Source organism: Akkermansiaceae bacterium (assembly GCA_017798145.1).
Taxonomy (GTDB): domain Bacteria; phylum Verrucomicrobiota; class Verrucomicrobiia; order Verrucomicrobiales; family Akkermansiaceae; genus Luteolibacter.
In genome coordinates, this window is sequence record CP059069.1 from 1,669,408 (window position 1) to 1,689,550 (window position 20,143).

The following is a 20,143-nucleotide window of genomic DNA, read 5'->3' on the forward strand; positions in this document are numbered from 1 at the left end:
ATCAGCATGGCTTTCCATCGAAAAACCGTAGTCGTCGTGGAGGACGACCTCCGCCTGCAAGAACAGCTGGTGAAAATCCTCGAGCGTCCGGATGACATCGAATGTCTCTACGCGCTCTCGTCCGCAGAAATTCTTCCCGCATTCCCTGCGAACCGCCCGACGTGGTCCTGATGGACATCAAACTTCCCGGTCGGTCGGGTATCGACTGCATCCGCGAACTGAAAAAATCGAAACCCGAAATGGAGGTGGTGATGCTCACCGCCTACGACGAGGAGGACAACATCTTCAGAGCCCTGAAGGAGGGCGCGAGCGGCTATCTGCTTAAGACCAGCAGCCCCGACGACATCTTCAACGCCATCCGCGACGTATTCTCGGGCGGCGCGCCCTTCTCGAGCCACATCGCCCGGAAAGTCGCCCGGCATTTCCGACAGGATCGCGAAATCGAGGATGAGAACCAGAAACTCTCAGCGCGCGAACACGAGGTTCTCGGCCTTCTCGCCTCCGGTTACATTTACAAGGAGGTGGCGGATGAGCTGCAGATCACGATCGAAACGGTCCGCACCTACGTGAAGCGGATCTGCCAGAAACTTCATGTTCGGAGCAAGGTCGAGGCGATCATCAAGTACCGTGCCTGACAGGCCGCGGCCCTCCTCACGCGCGGTCGGGAAAATCCGTCTTCCGAGACGCAATGTCCCCGCTTTGGGGACTTGTGGGTATTTATGGCGTTTGTTGTCCTGAGGAGGTTGAAAACCTCGCAAATCTCCCTGCCGGAGAAGCGGCTCATCGAAGAACTGATGCACGACGTCTTGGGATGGAGTTGAGACCAAGGCAAATAACTCTGGAATAGCTGAAACCGCGAACGTCTTCCCCACCCTCCATCATGCACACCCCAAGAATGATTCCCCGACTGCCAGGAATGCTGGCGCTGCTCTGCCTCACCCTCGCCCCGCTCCACGCCGAACCATGGCTCGATCTGTTCGACGGTAAGACTCTGGAAGGTTGGACGGAACGCAACAAAAGCGGTTCCTTCCAGGTGGAGGACGGCGCCATCGTCGGAACCGCCACATCCGGGCTTGGGACGACCTTCCTTTGCACCGATGAGGAATACGGCGACTTCGAGCTCGAGTTCGAGTGCAAGCTGATCGATCCGGACTTGAATTCCGGCGTCCAGATCCGCTCCCGGATCCGCTCCCTGCCCGGCAAGAACACGGGGCCGCTTGAAGGGCCGCAGGTGGATATTTCCGGGAAGAACGCGGAACGCGGCACCTTTTCGGGCAACATCTTCGGCCAAGGCTGGGGCGAATGGCTGACGCCCAAGGACAAGCGACGGAAACACACATTTTTCAAGGATGGCGAGTGGAACCGCTTTCGTGTCCTGGCGCAGGGCGATCAGGTCACCACCTGGATCAACGGGGAAGAAGTGATCAAGACGACGATTCCCGCGGAACGCCACAAGACCCATCCCAGCGGCTACATCGCCCTCCAACTCCACGGCATCCATGAGGGCACGGGGCCCTTCAAAATCGCATGGCGCAACCTGCGCGTCCGCAAGCTTTCCGGGGAAGATGCGGCGCCGTCGGAGAACAAGGCCGGGGCCAATGCAAGCCCCATGCCCTCAGCGGAGCGGTTGGTTCTCAACCACAAGGGGCCGAAGGTGGCGTTCCGCAGTCTGCCCGCATTCGAGGGGCATCAGCTTAGTTTCTTCGCCCAGGCACCTGAGATCAATTGCCCTGTCTCGGTCGTGGCCGAGCCGGGCGGTGCCGTCTTCGCACTCTGCGATGGCAATGCCGGCCTTGGGCGTCTGCCAAACCAGGGCACGGTGTGGCGTCTTGTCGATGAGAACGACGACGGCAAGGCCGACTTCGGCACCCGTTTCATCCCGGACATCGACACCCCGCGCGGCGGACACTTCATCGATGGGACCCTTTATCTCGCCCATCCTCCCTTCATTTCCTCTTTCCGCGATCTCGACGGGGATGGCGTCGCTGACGAGCACAAGGTCCTGGCCAGCGGATTCGCCCACGATCTGAAATGGAAACGGGGCGGCGACCACTCGACCAACGACCTGCGGGTCGGCCTCGACGGATGGATCTACGTCGCTGTGGGCGACTTCGGCGCGAGCGCCGTCGGTTCCGATGGCTCGGAAGCCCGCCTGATGACCGGGGGCGTGATCCGCATGCGCAAGGACGGCAGCGACCTCGAGGTTTACGCCCGCGGCACCCGCAACACCTACGACATCGCCATCAGCCCGAGGCTCGACATCCTGGCCCTCGACAACACCAACGACGGCGACGGATGGGACATGCGCCTGCATCATCTCACGCCGCTGGCGCACATGGGCTACCCGAACCTGTTCAAGAACTTCAGCGAGGAAACCATGCCTCCCCTCTTCGTCTATGGCGGCGGATCGGGCTGCGGTGCGCTTTATCTGGAAGAGCCCGGATTCCCCGACTGGTTCAACCGCCGTTTCCACACCATCAATTGGGGACGCGTCTATACCCACGAACTGACGCCCCATGAAGCGACTTTCGTCAACAAGGACCGGGTGACCCTCAGCATCAACAAGATGGTCGATCTCGATGTCGACGGCAGTTCGCGGCTCTACTTCGCCAACTTCGAGAACGGCGGCGCCCGCATCGAGCCCGGCGCCATCGTGGGCCACATTGTCCAGGCGAAACCCGATGGTTGGAATTACCGCCCCTTCCCCGATCTGGAGACGTCTTCCCCGGATGCGCTGGTTGGGTTCCTCGATGCGGGATCGAACGTGCTGCGGCAGCAGGCCCAGACGGTGCTGATCCGGAGCAAGGCTTCCGAGATCATGTCCTTGCTGAAGAAGGCGGCCGGAAACAACGCCCTGTCGCTCGAAGCGAGGATCGCCGCCCTGTTTGCGATCAATCTGCGGAACGAACCGGACAGCGCGAAGATCGTCAAAGGCTTCCTTTCCGATCCGGCACTTCGCGAGTATGCCCTGCGCGCCCTGCTGGACAGGAAGGATCGGGACGATCTCGATCTCGCCGAGGTCGTCACCAGTCTCCTCGACGGCGAGAATCCTCGGTTGCGGCTTCAGGCCGTGGTCGGTGTGCGGAAGCTCGGTCTGATTGACCTGACCGGAAAGCTTCTCGCCATCTCCTCCGAGGGGCCGAGGGAGCCGCTGAAAAACAACGTGGCCCATCGGCACGAGGCGATTCCACATACGGCGTATCGTGCCCTCGTCGAAATGGAGCCCGTGAGCGAACTTCACGCCGCCCTGGAGAATCCCGGATTGTGGAAACCGGCGCTCGCCGTGCTCCGCACGATTCACACGTCGGAGAATGTCTCGAAGCTCACCGCGCTGCTGGGACGTAACAAGGATCCCGGCCGGATCCTCGATCTCGTCTCAACGCTGATCCGCCTTTATCATCGCGAGAAGGAGTGGGATGGCGAAGCATGGTGGGGCACCCGTCCTTACAGCGCCGGCCCCTATTACCAAGGCGTCACCTGGGAGGAGTCGGAGAAGATTGCGTCCACCCTCCGCGGTGTGGTGGCGGGCATGGACAAGGAATCGCAAGGCGCGGTTCTCTACGAGGTCCGCCGGCACAATCTTGATCTCGCCCAACTCGATCTGCCTATCGCGATCGACCCCGTCGAGCAATTGCTCGAGCAACCCGACCACACTTTCGAACAACAAGCCGACCTCCTGTCCGTGGTGACGGATCCGGCGCGCCCGCGGTCCATGCGGATCGCGGCCTTTCGGGCGGCGCTCAACGTCACAGGCTTCATTTACGACGACTGGTGCCTGGCGAATCTGGAAGCACTCGCAGCCATCGAGGAGGACGAGGAACTCCAAGCCGCGCTGAGCCAGGAATTCGTCCAGAGTCCCTCGCACCGCGGCAAGCGGATGAACCGGATTCCGAAGACATGGTCGAAGGTCAGGAAAATGGGCAAGACACCAAGGGCGCTGTTCCTCGATATGGTCTGCGCCGTGGTTCAGAGCCCGCTGACCGATCCGCAGGATCGGCAGAAACTGGTAGCAGCGATGGCCCGTGAGGAACCTACGCTGGAATTTGTCCAAAGCATCGCCCGCAACCGTGCGATTGCTTTCGAAAGCGTGCTCCGGGGCAAATTCAAGGATCCATCGGTCGCCGCGCTTGCCAAGGAGACGCTCCGGTCGTTTCAGAACACTGAAGGCAAACTTGTGGGCGAACTCAGCGTCGAAGAGGTGACCAAGGCGATCCTCGCCATGGAGGGTGACGCCGGGGAAGGAAAGCGGCTCTTCACCACACAGAGCTGCATCGCCTGCCATTCGGTTCTCCCCGACGAACCCCAGAAAGGTCCCTACCTTGGATCCGTCGGCAATCTTTTTGACCGTGAGCAACTGATCACGCACATCCTCGATCCCGGAGCCGAGATCGCCCAGGGCTTCCAGACCTATCAGTTCACGCTCAAGGACGGCACGCTCGCCTCCGGCTTCGTCACTTCCCGCGACGACGCAACCATCAAACTCGGCAGCGTCACCGGCCTCAGCCAGACCCTGAAGGCGGCCGAGGTGGAGAAAGAGGAAGTCCTTCCGGCGAGCATGATGCCTCCCGGCTTGGCGGACACCCTCACCCTCCGGCAGTTCGCCTCCCTGATCGACTACCTGCAGACCTTGCACTGATCCCATTCATCAAACCGAGCTTGTCGCGACGAACCGGTTACATTAGCGCTTTCCTCCATCGCGGCAGGCTGTCATGACCGGCCGACAGCTTTCGGTTAGCATTCCGGCAATCGGTCTCGAACTTGGGAGACGCGAACCCGATCATTCGGAAGCGCCCCGTTTTTTCTCCTTCGTCTTCTTGCTCCCCCGCCGGTCCGCCATGGCGCTGGACAAGGGAGCCGCCGGATCGGAAGGAAGGGCAGCCCTCATTTCCCGGATCAACGGGGCATACTCGGGATTCTCGATCTGGTTCGTCCATTCATGGGGATCCTTGGTGGTGTCGTAGAACTCCTCCTCATCGGTCGCGTAGAGGGTGTAGCGGCCGCGCTCGGTTCGGATGCTCAGGTAGGACCGGTCCGTTTTGATCTTATCGCACAATCCGGTGATGGCGGTGCTTTTCCAAGGAGCCATCGGGTCCTTGAGCAGGGGGGCCAGCGAGCGTCCGTCAAGGTAGGCGGGGGGCTCGAGTCCGCAGAGTTCGGCCAGGGTGGGATAGATGTCCATCAGGGAAACGAACCGTTCGGACACGCCCCCGCCTTCGGTGACTCCAGGTGCACGGAACATCAACAAGGTATGGGTTCCCTCTTCCCATAGGGTTGTTTTTTGCCAGTGAAGTTTTTCCCCCAGGTGGAAGCCGTGGTCGGTGAGGAAAACGACAATGGTGTTGTCCTTGTAAGGGCTTTTTTCGAGGGCGTCGAGGACGCGCCCGATCTGCGCGTCAGCATAGGTTGTCGTGGCCAGGTAGGCCTGCACCGCCTCCTTGTGTTTGCCGGACTCGATCACCTTTTGGGAAAAGCTCCCGGGCCCGTCGCTCACCGCCCTGGCCAGAGGCGGCAGGTCATCCAGGTCATCCGCCTTGAGTTCGGGAAGGACGATCTGGTCGAGGGGATACATGTCGAAATACTTTTGCGGGACATACCAGGGCATGTGGGGATTGAAGGTGCCGTATGCCAGGAAAAAGGGCTTCTCGTGCCGCTTTTCCAGAACCGCGATGGCCTTGTTGGCGCCGCCGGTGTCATTCATCTGCTCTTCGGTGAGATGGATGGGACCCCAATCCTTCTCGCCCCCGCTGAGTCCGGCGAGAGGGGCTCCGGGAGGAGCCGGATCCCTTTTGTGGCCGACATGTTCATTCCAGTGCTCCTTCTGGTCCCAGCCGTGGGTGATCTTGCCGTAACCGAAGGTGTCGTATCCGCCCTTCTTGAACAACCCGGCCAGCGACAGCACCGCATCCCGGTTCATTGCCTCGCTCTTGCTGATGGTCTGCGCGTTGTTGTAGACGCCCGATTTCCAGGGAGCCACGCCGGAGAAAAAGGCGGTGCGCGAGGGCGAGCACACGGGTGCCGCCGTGTAGGCATTCCTGAAGTTCACGCCGCTGTCCGCGAGCTTCCGCAAGTTGGGCGCGATCACTTTTCCCGTGTAACGGTCCGGATTCTCCAGCAACCACGAATTCATGTCGTCGGAAACCAGGAACAGGACATTCGGCTTCGCCTTGGCGGATCCGGCTGGTGGTAGTTCTTCAGCCTGAGCCGTAACAAGCAGCGCGGCGCATAAAATATATGTTGCTTTCATATGGGTTTCAATCGGCTGATTTCGGCATGATGGGGGATTCCCAGCCCGTGAGATCGGAGGGCTTGACCTTCTTCGCATGGCCTCCGAAGGAAAACTTGTTAGGCTGGTAGGGGCCGACGAAGGAGAAATCGAGGCCGGGTTTGATCTCCTTTCCCATGCCGACCGCCCAGAGGACGCCGTTGAGGATCATGCGGCGGTAGTTGTCGTCGAGAAAGTCCTGGGATGCGCCCTGGGTGCTGTGGAAGACGCGGTGCTTCGCGCCGTCCTTGGCGGCGTATTCGCGCGTCCAGACGCAGGGCATGGGTGGTTTCGATGCGTCCGCTTCCGCGGCGGGATCCATGGAAACGAGCGGCTGCGAGGTGGCGAGGACGGTGAAGTCCGGCGCGGCTTTTCCCACGTAGGCTCCGGCATGGGTGAACGCGGTCTCGCCGACCCCGGTCAGGATCACGTGGCCGCGCTGTTCGGGCACGGTGACGACGCGGGTGCCCTGGACATGGTTTTTCCCATAGTGCCCCACCCAGGTGTTGCCGAGCACCTGGTGGCCGAAACCGCCTTCATAACCGGCGGCTTTGGATTTGAAACCATATTTGGCGTATTCCGATTCCGCCGGGATCTTGAACGCGTGGGACGAGGTGCGCAGGCCGACGACGGGGCCGCCGCGTTCGAGGTAGCTCTCGATGTGCGCCATTTCCTCGTCGGGGAGATTGAGGAAGCGGGCGAAGATGAAGAAGAGATCCGCTTCCTCAAGCGCCGCGAGTCCGGAGACAGTGGAAGAGCCGGCCTTGATGAATCCCTCCTTGTCCACGCCGAAGACCACGGTGCATTTGAAGCCCATGCGTTTGGCGAGGATGCGGGCAAGGGCGGGACAGGCTTCCTCGGCGCGGTATTCGTGGTCGCTGGCGAGAAAAACGATGTGCTTGCCGGCACCCAGGCCGGCCTCGCCCTCATAGACGATGGAGGAGGCTCGGGCGGCGGTGGCGGCGACTGCCGCGGTGAGGAGGATGCGGATGAGTTTCATTTGGATGGTTCGAGCGGGTGGTCTCTGAGGAGTTCCTCGGGTTTCCAGAAAATGTCGCGATCCTTGGTGGCCTCGCGGACTTTTTTCACCGTGTCGGCGGAGACGGGTGCGGCCTTGTTGCCCCAGGAATTGCGGACGTAGGTGAGGACGGCGGCGATTTCCTTGTCGTTGAGGATGGAGCCGAACGCGGTCATTGGCGGCACGCCTTTCTCGGGATCATAAACCTTGCCGTTGACCTCGATTCTGCCGTGAAGGCCATGGAGGACGATCTTGGCCATGCGCTCCTCGCTGCCGGTGACCCATGGGGTGCCGACGAGAGGTGGGAAGGCGGGATCAAGGCCTTTGCCGTTGGGTTGGTGGCAGGTGGCGCAGTGAGCCTCCCGATGGAAAACCTCCGCACCGAGTTTGTAGGATTTCGCGTCCTTTCCCTCGAGGTGGCCGGGAACCTTCACCTTCACCTTCTTTTCCCGGGCGTCGGCAATCACACTGGGCATGGCGGCCTTGGTGGGATCGGCCGGGCCCCAGAACTGCTTCACCATGGCGGCGGCATTGCGTGCGTGGGGTTCGGGGGATTCGAGCATCGCGGTGAGAAGGTTTTCGTCGCGGATGTTGTGGCGTTGGTGCCACCAGAGCGCTTCCAGCAGGGGATGTGCGTCCTCCGCCTTCTTCGGATCGAACTGCTTCATCCAGCCGAGCATGGCCGGCTGGACCTCGGCCAGAGCGCGGGTGTCGAGTTCGATGCGGGCGCGTTCGCGGACACCATCGACGGGGTGTTTGAGCACCTCGAGCAGCGCGGGGATGGGCTGGCCGTGGATGGCGACGGGTTCCTGCAGCGGGCGATCCTTGTGGATCATGCGGAAAATGCGGCCGTGCTTCTTGTCTCGCTTGGGATCGCGGATGTTGTGCTGCATGTGCCCGATGATGACGTTCTGCCAGTCGGAAATATAGAGCGCGCCGTCGGAGCCGAACTTCGCGTCCGTGGGGCGGAAGTTCTTGTCGTCGCTACGTACGAAATCGGGGGTCGGCTCGCCCCAGATCTCGCCCTGCTTGAAGGTGTTCTTCCCGGAGGTGTGGCCGTCGCGTTTCAGTTCGTAGCGCTTGATGCCGAGATATCCGATCACGTTGCAGATCAGGAAATCCTGCTGCAGGTCGTCGGGGAAATTCGCGCTGGAAACGATGGTGCTTGAGGGCACGGGGCGCACCTCCTTGTTGAGCAGCGGGAACATGTTGAAGCCGTTGCCATCCGGGCGCACCTGGTAGGCGCGGCCGCCGGTGCCATCGGTGGCGAAGAGATAACCCCAGCGGTCGAAGCTGGTTCCGTGCGGATTCGGCCTGTTCCCGGCGATGAACTGGATCGTGTGGCGTTTCGGATCGAAGCGGTACATGCCGGAAGCGGTCGAAGCGAGCGAAGGTCCCCACGGATGCTCGTAATTGTGCTGGAGGAAAATGCCGCTCTGCCAGTAGAGGCCGCCGTCCGGGCCGATGGTGAAATTGTTCGCCGCGTGGTGGGTGTCGGCGGAGCCGGTGGCTTGCAGCAGCACGATGCGGACATCGGCCACATCATCGCCGTCGGTGTCCTTGAGGAAAAGGATGTCCGGTTGGGATGCCACGATCACGCCGCCGCCCCAGAAAGCGAAGGCGAGGGGGTTGTGGACTTTCGCGAACTCGATCGCCTTGTCCGCCACGCCGTCGCGGTTTTCGTCCGGCAGGATCAGCAGGCTGTCGTTCATTTCCGTGAGCGGCTCCCATTTCGGATAAGTGGCCCAGCAGGCGGCCCAGAGGCGGCCCTTGGCATCGACCTGCATCTGCACGGGGTTGGCGAAGGCGGGGAATTTCGATTCGTCGGCAAAAACATTGACCGCGAAACCTTCGGGGACATTGAGTTTCTTGAGACTTTCGGCGGCGCTTAGGTAATCGGTGCCGCCCTCCTTCTGCGGGTTCGAGCTCTTGCTGCGGCCGCCGACGTTGGAGATCACCGGAATGGGCTTCGGCACGTTCGAGTCATCGACCTTGTGGTCCTTTCCTTGGGCGACGGCGTGGATTTTTTTGTCGCGGTTGGCAGTCATCACATCGAGCATGGACATCTCGTGCTGGAGCACCTCGGCGTTGCTCTGGTTGTTCACGAACTTTAGGTCGGAACGACCGCCCCAGATATCGTTTTCATCGGTGGCCCGGAAGCGGTTGTGCCAGTGCCAGTTCTTGTCGAGCACCGCCTGGCGCAGCGGCTCCATGGCGGGCGTGGCGGCCACGGTTTTGCCGGTGACCGCCGCGGCGATGACCTCGCCGATCCGGCGATTGCCTTCGGGAAGCGGGTGAATGCCGTTGATGGTGAGCGGGGATTCCGCCTTTGCGTAGAGCGCCTGCGATGGGGTGAAGAGATCGACGAAGGCGACGCCCTTTGCTTCGGCGACCTGTTTGATCGCCTCCGTGTACAGGGCGAGGTTCGCGTTGTTCGCGGACCCGTCGGGAAGGAGCGGATCGCCAAGATTCTCATGCGCGATGGGTGAGAAGAGGACGATGCGCGGTTCCGACTCGCCGTTGAACTTCGCGGCCCGGTATTCGTCGATCATCGCGGCGAGGTCGCCCTTGAATTTCGGCAATCCCTCCGCTTTGCCGAAGGATTCGTTGTAGCCGAAGAAGGCGAAAACCACGTCCGCCTTGCAGTGGGCGAGGATAGCTTCCACCGATGGCACGCCTTTGCTGCGGGGGCGCGATGTTACGGTGTCCCCGCAAACAGCGAGGTTGCGGAAAATGATGTTTTTCCCCGCCAATTGGCTCTGGAGAATCGTCTCCACCCATCCGTCGTGCTGCATCCTGTCGGCGAGGCCGTTGCCAATGAGGCAGACGGTGTCACCTTCCTGAAGGGGGAGCTGGGCGGATAGCGGAACGGCGGTGTACAGGCTCATTGCCACGAGGCAATGAAGGAATCGGGTGGATCGGACGCTGGGGGTCATGGTCATGTTCGGTGTTTCTGAAGTTGTTGTTCGGGCGGGTTCCCTTCTATGCGCTCGTCCCATGCATGTTCTCGAGATTCCGCTCGTCATGCTGTCACTGGAAAGCAGAGGCTGTCACTGGAAAGCAGAGCCTCTCATTCCGCGTTAGCCGAGAAGTTAACCAAGCGCCCGAGCCATCCACCAGTCCCCAAAGCGGGGACGAAGCTGCCTGCTTCCTACCTTCCCCGGAGTTCCTCCTGTGTCCACGGCTCCTCCCGGTCGGCATGCTTTCCGCGGTAGACCTTGACCTCGTCCGCGGTGATGGAATCCGCCTTGTTGCCCCAGGCATTGCGGACATAGGTCAGGACGTCGGCCATCTGCACGTCATCAAGGAAGTGATGGGGCGGCATGACTTGCTGGACGTCCCCGATGGCTTTGCCGTTCACCTGGATCGGACCGACCAGCCCGTGCATCGCCACCGCGATCAACACGTCCGCATCGCCGTTCACCCAGTCACTCTTGACGAGACTGGGGGCGACATCCTCGAGACCCCTGCCGTCGGGCTGGTGGCAGGCCGCACAGTACTCGCCGAAGGTTACACGACCGGATAGGTAGGACTTCTTCAGATCCTTGTCCTTGGAGACCCAGCGGGGAGCCTTGTCCTTGTAAACGGAGGCGGAACGATCGGGATAGCCCCTCGTTGACAGATCCCCGGCGTAAGAGGCGACGAGGTCGGTCCCGTCCCCGGCCAAAGCCTTGGCCTTCGACGCGAACCTTTCGGGGAAACCCTTGGGCTGGCCGGTGGCCTCGCCGGCAAGGCGGAGCGCCGTCAGTTTCACGAACCAGTCGTCGTCCCCGAGCGCTCGTTCGATCACCCCGGGATCGAGTTTGCCAAGACCCGCCAGCGTCCACATCGCGTGCACCTTGCCTTGCGGGTTGCCGCTCGCGGCCAGTTTCTCGATTTCGGGAACCAGATCTTCACGGCCCGTCTCAACGATCCTTTTCTGGCTGTTCAGCCGCCACCAGAGGTAGGGGTGGGAAAGCCCCTCGACGAGGCCTGTCGGCGCCGCCTCCCGTTGATACGATTCGGGAACGACACGCCAGATGCGGCCCTTGCCGATGTGCTGGTCAAGCTCGCGCTCCTCGGACTGGCGCTGGAGATAGCGGGTCAGGAATCTCTTGTCCTGGATGATGCCCCGGTTGAGGTCGACGATGTAGAGGCAGCCATCCGGCCCGAACAAGCCGTTGACCGGCCGGAACCGCTCGTCGGTGCTGGCGATGAACTCGCGCTCGGTCCAGGTGTCATCGGGATAGAGGACATGCTCGTAGCCGGTGGTCCGCGGCATCGGCGCATCCGGCCGGAAAGCGCCGACCGTGTTGGTTCCGGGGTCGAAGCTGAAGATCGCCCCTTCCCACTCGCGGCCGAAGGCTCCGTTGCTGTGCACGGCCAGGCCGCTGACCGAGGTGACGCCGTTGATCCGGCCGTCCTCCTGGATCATGTCGGGCTCGTAGGCGCGGTTGAGCGCCGTGTTGACACGGATCGCCCGGACGTTCCGGGTCGGGGCCTTGGAGGAGCCGTAGAGGCTGTCGTAGATTTCCGAGTCGGTGAAAAACCAGACGCTGTTCGAGTTGTAGTAAAGCCGCCCGTAGGCGTCCGAGTCCATGCCCCACTGCCCGCGCGACTTGGTGGGCTCCGAGACGATCTTTCCGCCGCTCCACCGAAGGCGCCGTTCCGACTTGGAGTTGTACATCCAGTTGTCGATCGCATGATGCAGGCCGTTCTCGGCGTGCTCGATGTTCTTGGGTGCCGACGCGGCGTATTCGATCAGCGGAGTTTGCCTGTCGGCGACGAGGTCACCGTCGGTGTCCTCGCAGAACACCAACTTGCCGTTTCCCAGGGCCACGAGGGCGCCCCCTTGGACGATCGACAGGCTGCGCGGGTTGACCACCTTGTCGAGGAAAGTCGTGGCCTTGTCCATCCGGCCGTCCCCATCGGTGTCCTCGAGCACCTGGACCCGGCTAATAGGGTCGTTGGAGTTCGAACCCTCGGAGTCCATCATGTAGGATTGGAACTCGCAGACCCAGAGGCGGCCCTGGAGATCGAACTCGGCGAAGACCGGATCCTTGATCATCGGATGGGCGGCCACCAGCTCGATGCGGAAGCCCGGCGCGACCTTGAAGGATTTCGCCGACTCCTCCGGTTCGAGGAACGGTGCCGGATCGGGCGCCCACTTCCGCCAGTTGGTGGAGTCCATTGGATCCCCGCCCGTCTTCTCGGCGCCAGGGGCGGAGGATTGGAGCAGGACGCCGACGAGGATGGCGACACAGGAGGAGAGGAGTTTCATGGTTCTATTGTTGTTGGTTGCCAGGAATTTGCATTGGGGGTGAATGCCGCTGAAAGAGCCGGAGGCGGAGAAATGAGGGTTCATAAAGGGGTTTGGGGGTCTTTGGTGTTTCCCGTGGTGCTGGCTGCCAGGCCTCGGAAATAGCACGGATCTACAATGGCATTCCGGAGACTACGGGTATTACAACTCCTTGATTTTGATGCCACGAAAGAGCACGGTGCCGCTTTTACCCGAATGGATTTGCAAGCCAATGAAACCCTCCGGGTATTCATTGGTCGTGTAATTCGCACCAGCCACCCCGTTGATCCAGGTCTTATAAGTGTCTCCTTGCACCATAACGGTGACGCGATTCCAGTCGTCGGCCTTGACCGCATTGCGGATCGCTTTATGCGCCTCCAGGACAAGCGGATACTTCCAACCACCGGCCTTTTCGCCATAAATTCCGCCTGACCAGCCGCGACTCTGCGAAGGCCCTTCCATTTCTACCTGTGTGCCGTAGACGACAGTCTCATCCCGCTTTTTCCTCGTTTGCGCGCGAACCATGATGCCCGTGTTGCTTTCCACCTCCCATTTCATCTCGAGGGTGAGGATGAAATTACGGTAGTTTTTCTCCGTTGAAAGAAAGGCGTTGGGCTGCCCCGGCACACACTTGCCTACAATCATCCCTTCCGCCACCTCAAACGAGTGTGCGCCTCCGAGAACCTTCCAACCGGAGAGATCCTTGCCATTGCAGAGAGGTTTGAAACCAGTGCCCAAGTCCGGTTCAGAATCCGTGTTGAGCGGAAGGTTCCTGAGCGCTTCCATAGCCTTTTCCCCGTTCCTTTTGAATTTGCCTTCGATCCATTCCACTTGGTCGGGGGAAATTTCACCGGCCCGGATCGAGATGGAGGCCATGGTGATGAAGAGAAGACTGCTGACTGTTTTCATGGGGAAGGTTGGGTTGTTTGTTGTTTCGGAGCTACCAAAAGGAGCATGTTTCATATCATTTCGCTTAGGATCAAAGAATCGTGAAGATCCAGCTGACGAAGGGCACGGGATTGACTTTTCAAAATACCTCGGATTTTTGCCGGAAGCGGCGAATGCTCGCCACATTCCTTTGCTGATTTTACGTCAAATGGGAGCCTGTTCATTCATGGATGGGGGTTGGTCATACGCTTCGAACTGGGTTGGTTACCTCGCCTTCTTCCCTTTTCCTTTTCCTTTGCCGGCTTTGGCGCCTGGATCGTATTTCGGATTCGGCTCGGACGGAACAACGGCCTTGATGGACTGATGCCAGGCGAGGAGGTCGTCGAGAAGTTCGTCGCGCTTGGCGGTGTTTTGTGTGGCGAGATCGGTGCGCTCGCCGATGTCATTGGTCAGATTATAGAGTTCAACGGCGCGATTGGTGGCGAGTTTTTCACGGCCACCGTCGAGCTGCCATTCTTCGAGGAAAAGGTGCAGCTTCCAGTCGCCCTTGCGGATGACGCTCACCGGCCGCGTGCGGAATCCCGTCTTCACGTCGAGTTCGCGACCGCGAATCACCGGATCGTCGAGGTAGCCGGGAAAATGCCAGAAGATCGCTTCGCGCTTCAATTCGCCCTCGCCTCTCAGCAGCGGCAGCAGGCTTTCGCCATCGAGCGCCTTGCCCTCGGGCACGGACGCTCCGGCCGCGTCCAGGAAGGTGGGGAACAGATCCACGTTGATGACCGGCACGTCGCACTTGCTGCCGGGTCTTGTCACAGTGGGCCAGCGCACGATGAAGGGCTCGCGGATTCCGCCCTCGTAATAGCCGCCCTTGTTGCCGCGCAGGGGCTCCTGCGAGGACTGTTGCGTGCCACCGTTGTCGCTGGTGAAAACAACGATCGTGTTTTCCTCAAGGCCGAGTTCCTTGAGCTTCTCCATCAATAGGCCGACGCCATCATCGAGATCGAAGGTGCACGCGGCATACAGCGGATCGCGGTGCTGGTTCCCCGGCGTCTTCGCTTTGAAGCGCGCCAGCGTTTCCTCCCGTGCCTGCAGTCCTGTATGGATGGCGTAGTGGGAGAGATAAACGAGGAAGGGCTTGTCCTTGTTCTTCTCCATGAACTCCCCCGCAGCCTTCGTCAGCGAGTAGATGCCTTTCGGGTTGGGGGTGGTCTTCCCTACCCTGTCGCCTTTCCACCCGGTATGGGATTCGCTCACGACATCGAAGCCCTGCTCGTCAGGCCCGGCACCGTCCTTGCCACCGAGATGCCATTTGCCGAAAATGCCGGTCACATAGCCTGCGGCCTTCATGGCGTCGGCGAAGGTGATGTTATCCGCCGCAAGGCCGCTCTTGTTAGGCGCGGGAACGAGGCGCTGCGACTGTTTTGGTCCGCGATCGGTGCTGCTGACGGCATACACATGATGGCGCGGCGTGTAGTTTCCGGACAGCATGCAGGCGCGCGAAGGGGCGCAGTTCCCTGCCGCGGCGTATCCATCCGTGAAGACCATCCCTTCGTTCGCCAACCGGTCAATATTGGGCGTCTCCATGAAATCGCTGCCTTGATAACCGACATCCTTCCAGCCGAGATCATCGGCGAAAATGAGGATGATGTTCGGGCGGGGTGCCGCCATCGCGCCGGCGCAGAACAGGGCGGAGACAAGAAACAGATGACGCATGAGCTGGGTGGGTCGGATGGTTAATGACAAGGGCGATGAGGAACCGCCAGGTGTTTGCTTTGTGAGGGAGCCTCCGGAAAGAGCGCGTAGCCGGACCGGAAGACGGTGAAGCGGAGGTTACTGCTGCCTATTTATCGGCCTTTTTCTTAGGGGCTTTCTTGATGTCATTGGCATACTCCGGACGATTCTTCCATTCATCGAAGTAGGGCTTGTAGCGATCGTCATCCACCCATTTGTGGCGTTGGGCATAGGCATCAAGGGGCAGCACCCTGCCTTCCGGATAATCCCCGACTTCAACACTAGCATCAACGGTGGCATTCCATTCCAGATAACGCGCCTTCATCCGCTCGAAAACTTCCGGATGCGCTTTGGCAATGTTGGTCGCTTCTGCCGGATCTTCCTTCAGGTTAAACAGCTCAAATTCCTCACGGTTCAGCTTGCCGGTATGCAGCTTCATGTCGTTGTCAACCAATGCGCACTCACTTCCATGCCGGAAAAAGATCGGGGTCTCACGTTTTCCCTGCTTTCCATTGAACAGCGGATAAAGGCTGACGCCATCGATCGGCTTGAGAAAAACCGTATCAGGCAGGTTCAGGATCTCCCCTATGGTCGGAAAGATGTCCATCGTGCACGCCGGGTAATCGGTAACCCGTGGCTTGATCACCGCCGGCCATTCGACAATGCCCGGCACGCGGATCCCGCCTTCCCAGAGGCTGCCCTTGAATCCTTTCAGTCCGCCGACGGTATCAGGCTTGATATTTCCCAATCCGCCATTGTCGCTATTGAACCACACGATGGTGTTTTCCGCCACTCCCAGCTCACGCAGCCCTGCGCGCAGCACCCCCACCGCGCGGTCAAAGGCAACCAACTCACCGTAATGGTTCTTGCTCCTCTCATTCAGGTTTGCGAAGGCCGCCTTGTCCTCCTCGCTTGCGACAGATGGCGAATGAGGTGAGCCATCCCAAATCACCGCGAAGAAGGGCTTGTCGTCCTTCGCCGCATCTTTCATGAACTCCAGGGCTGCGTCCACAATGATGCCCGAACTATCCCCCTTGAGTTCAACAAACTGACCCTTGCGGCTCATGATCGGATTCAGGTCAAAATAGTTTGTCACAGACAGCCATTCATCAAAACCGAACGCCCCCGGATTGTGCTTGTCATCCCCGAACAACGGAACTCCGGGACCGATCGTTCCATTCAGGTGCCATTTGCCGAAATGTCCCGTGGCATAGCCATTGCCCTGAAGCGCCTGCGCCACCGTCATCTCCTGCAAGCGCAGAGCGCAACCATGCGCCTGTGCGCCCGTGCGATTCGCGTTTCGGCCGGTCAGCACACTCGCCCTTGTCGGCGAGCAGCTTGGCGAGCCCGCATAGAAGCGGTCGAAGCGCAGACCACCCGCGGCCATCGCGTCGAGATTGGGTGTCTTCAGCACCGGATGGTTGTAGTATCCCGTCTGTCCCCACCCCTGGTCGTCGGTCATGATCAGCACGATGTTCGGCTTGCCCGGTGTCTTGGTGTCCGCACTGAGGCCTGCCAGTCCCAGGTAAAGGCTGAAGGCAACAATTAGGATCGGAAAACGGGAGAGGTTCGGCATCTGCATATCAGCAAGTCATTTGGGAGTTGTTAGGAATCAAAGGTTTTCACTTCGCCCTTGGCTAATTTCATGCTTGGAACTTGGTCGCCTCGCTTCGAGGCTTACGAGAATTGCCAGGACTTTGCTTTTGCGGTGAGAGCCGTTGGGAGAGGGGCTTGCGGCATCCGCCCGGGGCGGGGCGGTTACTTGGCGAAGCTTTCGTAGGCGGTGCCCAGCTGGGATCGCTCCGGCGACGGCCCCTCGGTCACCCGGAACCGGTAGCGGAGGGTGATCGACTCGCCGTCGGCCAGCTTGATGGCCGGGAACTCGCCGAAGCGACCGTAGTCGCGGTAGGCGGACCAGCGTGAACCGTCGGGGTTATCCGGATGGCTCATGTGCTGGACGGTCCATGTCTTGCCATCGGCCTCGAAGGTCTGGGCGACCCAGGGGAGGCCGGGGTTCTTCTTGGGCGTGATGCCTTCCTCATGAAAGGTGTAGCGGGCGCTCTTGTTCCCGGCCACTTCCTGGCTCGGCCGGAAATGGATGCCGGCATGCTCCGGGTCACCCCCGAGTTCGACGGCGCCGTGGGCGGCGGTCAGCTTGCTGGTGAAGTCGATCAGGGCATACGCACCCTCGTCGGAGAAGTGCACGGTCAGGGTGCGGGACTCCTCTAGGACGGGATGGCCCTCGTTTCCGATCCAGTCGATGCGGCTCGTCATGCTCGCCGATTCAGCGGCACTCTTCTTCTCGGTGAACGAGACATGCTTCTGTGTGGTGTCGCGCACGTGCCAGAGGTCGTGGTTCCGGCCGTCGTGCCTGATCTTGTTCCAGCCGATGAAAATCCCGCGGTGGTGGGGATACTTTCCGCCGGGGCCTTTCGTGATCGGCTTTCCGCCGGGACCGAGGACATGGTGGAAGACCTTGGCGGTGTCGAACGTGACCTTGCCATCATCCCCGATCTCGTGGGCGTATTCGTAACGCAACACCGGTGCGCCGTCGGCAGCGAGTATGGTGAGGTGCTTCCCCGCTTCATCGACGAACGACGGCTCTGCGTGCGCGGCGACGAGCGGCAGGACGAAGACGAAGGAGCCAAGCAGAAGGGCACGTTTTTCCATCGAATTCCGATACTCCCGATATTCGCCCTTTCTGGCAAAAAATCTCACCCAAGCCCCGCGATCCGAGGACATAGGGCTTACTGGTTCGGTGGCATCGGTGTTCATCATGGGTCTTCCTTTCTACGCAGGTTTGTTAATGTGCTTGCCACCATGCCGGAACCCAAGGGCTACAGGCGGGGCGCCCGTTTGCGTCAGGGGAAAAGCCAAGCAGGCGCCCATTCCATGCGCCAGTCCCCAAAGCGGGGACAGCCGGAATCAGCCCCTTGGCCTTTTCTCCACGGGATTCGGGGAAGAAGCGGCTGATTTTTCGGTAACGTTTGGTGATTCGTAGCCTTTCCAAACAGGTGAGCAGTAGAGAGCCGGACCCCGGAACGACCCGGGGCTACGGGCAGCAGTTGCAGGAGATCGTCCAGCAACTGACCGCTTCCCAAACGAGAATCCACGCCTTCATTGCCTCGCTCATGCCGGGCAGCCGTGCCCGCTACCGGCCCGGGTCGAACTTCCTCGCCTAGGCGTTTTCCATCGCCCGCTTCCAGGTGCTCAGCCAGCACAAGCGCGACAGGCGCGACAAGAGGCTGGCGCTCTCCTCCCATCTCCTGAATCTGCTAACCGAGGAGGTGCCGACAGGCGAGAGTCACGATGACTGCATGAATGCACATGAAGGCTGCAAATCCAATCCCACAGAAAGCCATCGAACCGACGCCTGATCAGGTCATCTAACCAACGACATCGTGCTGCATCTCATCGGCAAATTCTCCCCAACCACCTATCCCCGAGGCTGTTGGAATAGCGCGACTGCTTCCAATACTACCTGCCTCAACACGGCGGATGAGGGGGTCGGAGAGGCCAGGCAATATCTGGAAACCTGGAGCCAGGACGGCGATCTCTGTTATTTTGAGTGCGGTGAAGAGGAATAGGCGGCTGTGTTGCTGCACCGCTTCGCAGCAGCGGGCGCTGCGATCCAATACCAGATCATGCATCAAATGAATGCCGAAGAGGTGCTCGCCCATGACGTGGCGCCACGGGGCGACGATCCGGAATGGATCGAGGAACTGCCCGCCGATATCACCGAGAACCTGATCATGACCCTCTACTACGGACACTTCATGTGCAATGTCTTTCACCAGGACTACATCTTCAAGAAAGGCACGGAAACCGAAGTCGTCAAAACAGTCATGGAGCAGCGACTGGAGGCGAAGGGTGCCAAGCTGCCGGCCGAACACAACATCAGCCACATCTTCAAGGCGGAGCCGGCTCTCAGGGAATTTTATTTGGAACTTGATCCCACACATATTTTCAATCCTGGCATCGGAAAGCGGCGCAAGCACGGTTACTCAACTCGATCGACTCCACTGGCCAAAGACCCCAAAAACTTTGGTTGACCCAAGTGATCGAGTGTGGTCGGGACGGCCGGATTGACTGCATTACGCCCAGTCCAAGCGGAATGCGGCTACCAGCAACCCTACGGGCTTTCAAACTTGCTTCCCATCTGGAAGCCAACAAAAAAGCCACCCGCCTGTGGGTGGCTTTAAATTGGTCGGGACGGCCAGATTGAGGTTTCTCCAAAACCTCCAAGCGAAGTGCATGGCCCTCCGGCAATGAGAGAGTATATTGCTCGCTAACAACTCGCCTTGCTTTCGAACTTCCGCCATAGCGGAATGGTTCTCACAGACCTTCCCGCCAAATAAAAAACCACCCCCAAGGGGCGGTTCCTTTAAAATGGTCGGGACGGCCAGATTGGCTCCACCCCGTTCCGCCCAAGCGGCGTGCGAAATGCTCCTCCGGATTTCGGTTGGGGCAACTCAGCCGCTGCAAGCGGCTCCTGCTTTCGAACTTTCCGCCGCGCGGAAGGATCTCACCGACCGTTCCGGAAAACCAAAAACCTCCCGCAAGGGGAGGTTTTTGGGTGGTCGGGACGGCCAGATTCGAACTGACGACATCCTGCTCCCAAAGCAGGCGCTCTACCAGGCTGAGCTACGTCCCGAGTGGTTGGGGGCGGGAAATTGATGCAACGAGCACCGGGACGCAAGGATATTTCACAGGCTCGCCGAGGAATTGTTCCCACAAGGCGGGAGACAGGGCGCCTCCGACACCCAAGCCCATGGAGCCCGGGGCGCATCATGCCTTGCCACCCATGGCAGGCAAAGCTGCAAATCGCCCCTCTTCCAGCAGGACTGCATTGAGGCTTCCCTGGCCTCTTGCACCCCCCATGCATCCCACGGATCCGTTTGGGCAGAAAAAAGATCGACGCACCGGATCCAGCAAGCTTGTATGGGAAATCTGGGTTAGCTCCTTC

General features: G+C 60.3%; 13 protein-coding genes, 1 tRNA gene and 1 pseudogene. 5 read left to right on the forward strand and 10 right to left on the reverse strand.

Translation table 11 applies throughout. From position 1 onward, the window contains the following. The first annotated feature begins 6 nt into the window (after positions 1–6). A pseudogene (locus tag HZ994_06980) lies at positions 7–635 on the forward strand (response regulator transcription factor). Between the two features lie 245 nt (positions 636–880). Further along, positions 881–4,636, forward strand: coding sequence for a DUF1080 domain-containing protein (locus tag HZ994_06985; GenBank protein QTN32083.1), 3,756 nt, complete (start codon positions 881–883; stop codon positions 4,634–4,636). Between the two features lie 141 nt (positions 4,637–4,777). Here HZ994_06985 and HZ994_06990 read toward each other — a convergent pair whose 3' ends face one another. The 8 genes from HZ994_06990 to HZ994_07025 form a co-directional block, all read right to left on the reverse strand. After that, positions 4,778–6,244, reverse strand: a complete 1,467-nt coding sequence (locus HZ994_06990) for a sulfatase (protein ID QTN32084.1) — start codon at positions 6,242–6,244, stop codon at positions 4,778–4,780. A 7-nt stretch (positions 6,245–6,251) separates the two neighbouring features. Further along, positions 6,252–7,262, reverse strand: a complete 1,011-nt coding sequence (locus tag HZ994_06995) for a ThuA domain-containing protein (GenBank protein ID QTN32085.1) — start codon at positions 7,260–7,262, stop codon at positions 6,252–6,254. Next, positions 7,259–10,306 (reverse strand): c-type cytochrome, encoded by a 3,048-nt coding sequence (locus HZ994_07000; GenBank protein ID QTN32086.1) that lies wholly within the window; start codon positions 10,304–10,306, stop codon positions 7,259–7,261. The genes HZ994_06995 and HZ994_07000 overlap by 4 nt, the downstream gene beginning before the upstream one ends. Before the next feature lie 125 nt (positions 10,307–10,431). After that, positions 10,432–12,540 carry a c-type cytochrome gene (locus HZ994_07005; GenBank protein QTN32087.1) on the reverse strand — a complete coding sequence of 703 codons (2,109 nt, stop codon included), beginning with the start codon at positions 12,538–12,540 and terminating at the stop codon, positions 10,432–10,434. Between the two features lie 180 nt (positions 12,541–12,720). Next, positions 12,721–13,467 carry a DUF1080 domain-containing protein gene (locus tag HZ994_07010; GenBank protein ID QTN32088.1) on the reverse strand — a complete coding sequence of 249 codons (747 nt, stop codon included), beginning with the start codon at positions 13,465–13,467 and terminating at the stop codon, positions 12,721–12,723. Between the two features lie 243 nt (positions 13,468–13,710). Further along, positions 13,711–15,159: a sulfatase gene (locus tag HZ994_07015; protein ID QTN32089.1), complete on the reverse strand. Its 1,449-nt coding sequence runs from the start codon at positions 15,157–15,159 to the stop codon at positions 13,711–13,713. Between the two features lie 127 nt (positions 15,160–15,286). Further along, entirely contained in the window at positions 15,287–16,753 is a 1,467-nt protein-coding gene (locus HZ994_07020; protein QTN32090.1) for a sulfatase-like hydrolase/transferase, read from the reverse strand. 182 nt (positions 16,754–16,935) lie between these two features. Continuing rightward, positions 16,936–17,847 carry a PmoA family protein gene (locus HZ994_07025; protein QTN32091.1) on the reverse strand — a complete coding sequence of 304 codons (912 nt, stop codon included), beginning with the start codon at positions 17,845–17,847 and terminating at the stop codon, positions 16,936–16,938. 344 nt (positions 17,848–18,191) lie between these two features. Between HZ994_07025 and HZ994_07030 the strand changes: the two genes are divergently transcribed. After that, positions 18,192–18,359, forward strand: a complete 168-nt coding sequence (locus HZ994_07030; protein ID QTN32092.1) for a hypothetical protein — start codon at positions 18,192–18,194, stop codon at positions 18,357–18,359. Positions 18,360–18,383: 24 nt separating this feature from the next. Next, positions 18,384–18,554, forward strand: coding sequence for a hypothetical protein (locus HZ994_07035; protein ID QTN32093.1), 171 nt, complete (start codon positions 18,384–18,386; stop codon positions 18,552–18,554). Between the two features lie 9 nt (positions 18,555–18,563). Here HZ994_07035 and HZ994_07040 read toward each other — a convergent pair whose 3' ends face one another. After that, positions 18,564–18,857, reverse strand: coding sequence for a hypothetical protein (locus HZ994_07040; protein QTN30771.1), 294 nt, complete (start codon positions 18,855–18,857; stop codon positions 18,564–18,566). On the opposite strand from HZ994_07040, the gene HZ994_07045 reads away from it, so the two are divergent. Then, on the forward strand, positions 18,771–19,229 hold the full coding sequence (locus HZ994_07045; protein ID QTN32094.1) for a hypothetical protein: 459 nt from the start codon (positions 18,771–18,773) through the stop codon (positions 19,227–19,229). The two genes, HZ994_07040 and HZ994_07045, sit on opposite strands and share 87 nt — an antisense overlap. Before the next feature lie 525 nt (positions 19,230–19,754). Here the strand turns inward: HZ994_07045 and HZ994_07050 are convergent. Next, a tRNA-Pro gene (locus tag HZ994_07050) sits at positions 19,755–19,831 on the reverse strand. Positions 19,832–20,143 lie beyond the last annotated feature (312 nt).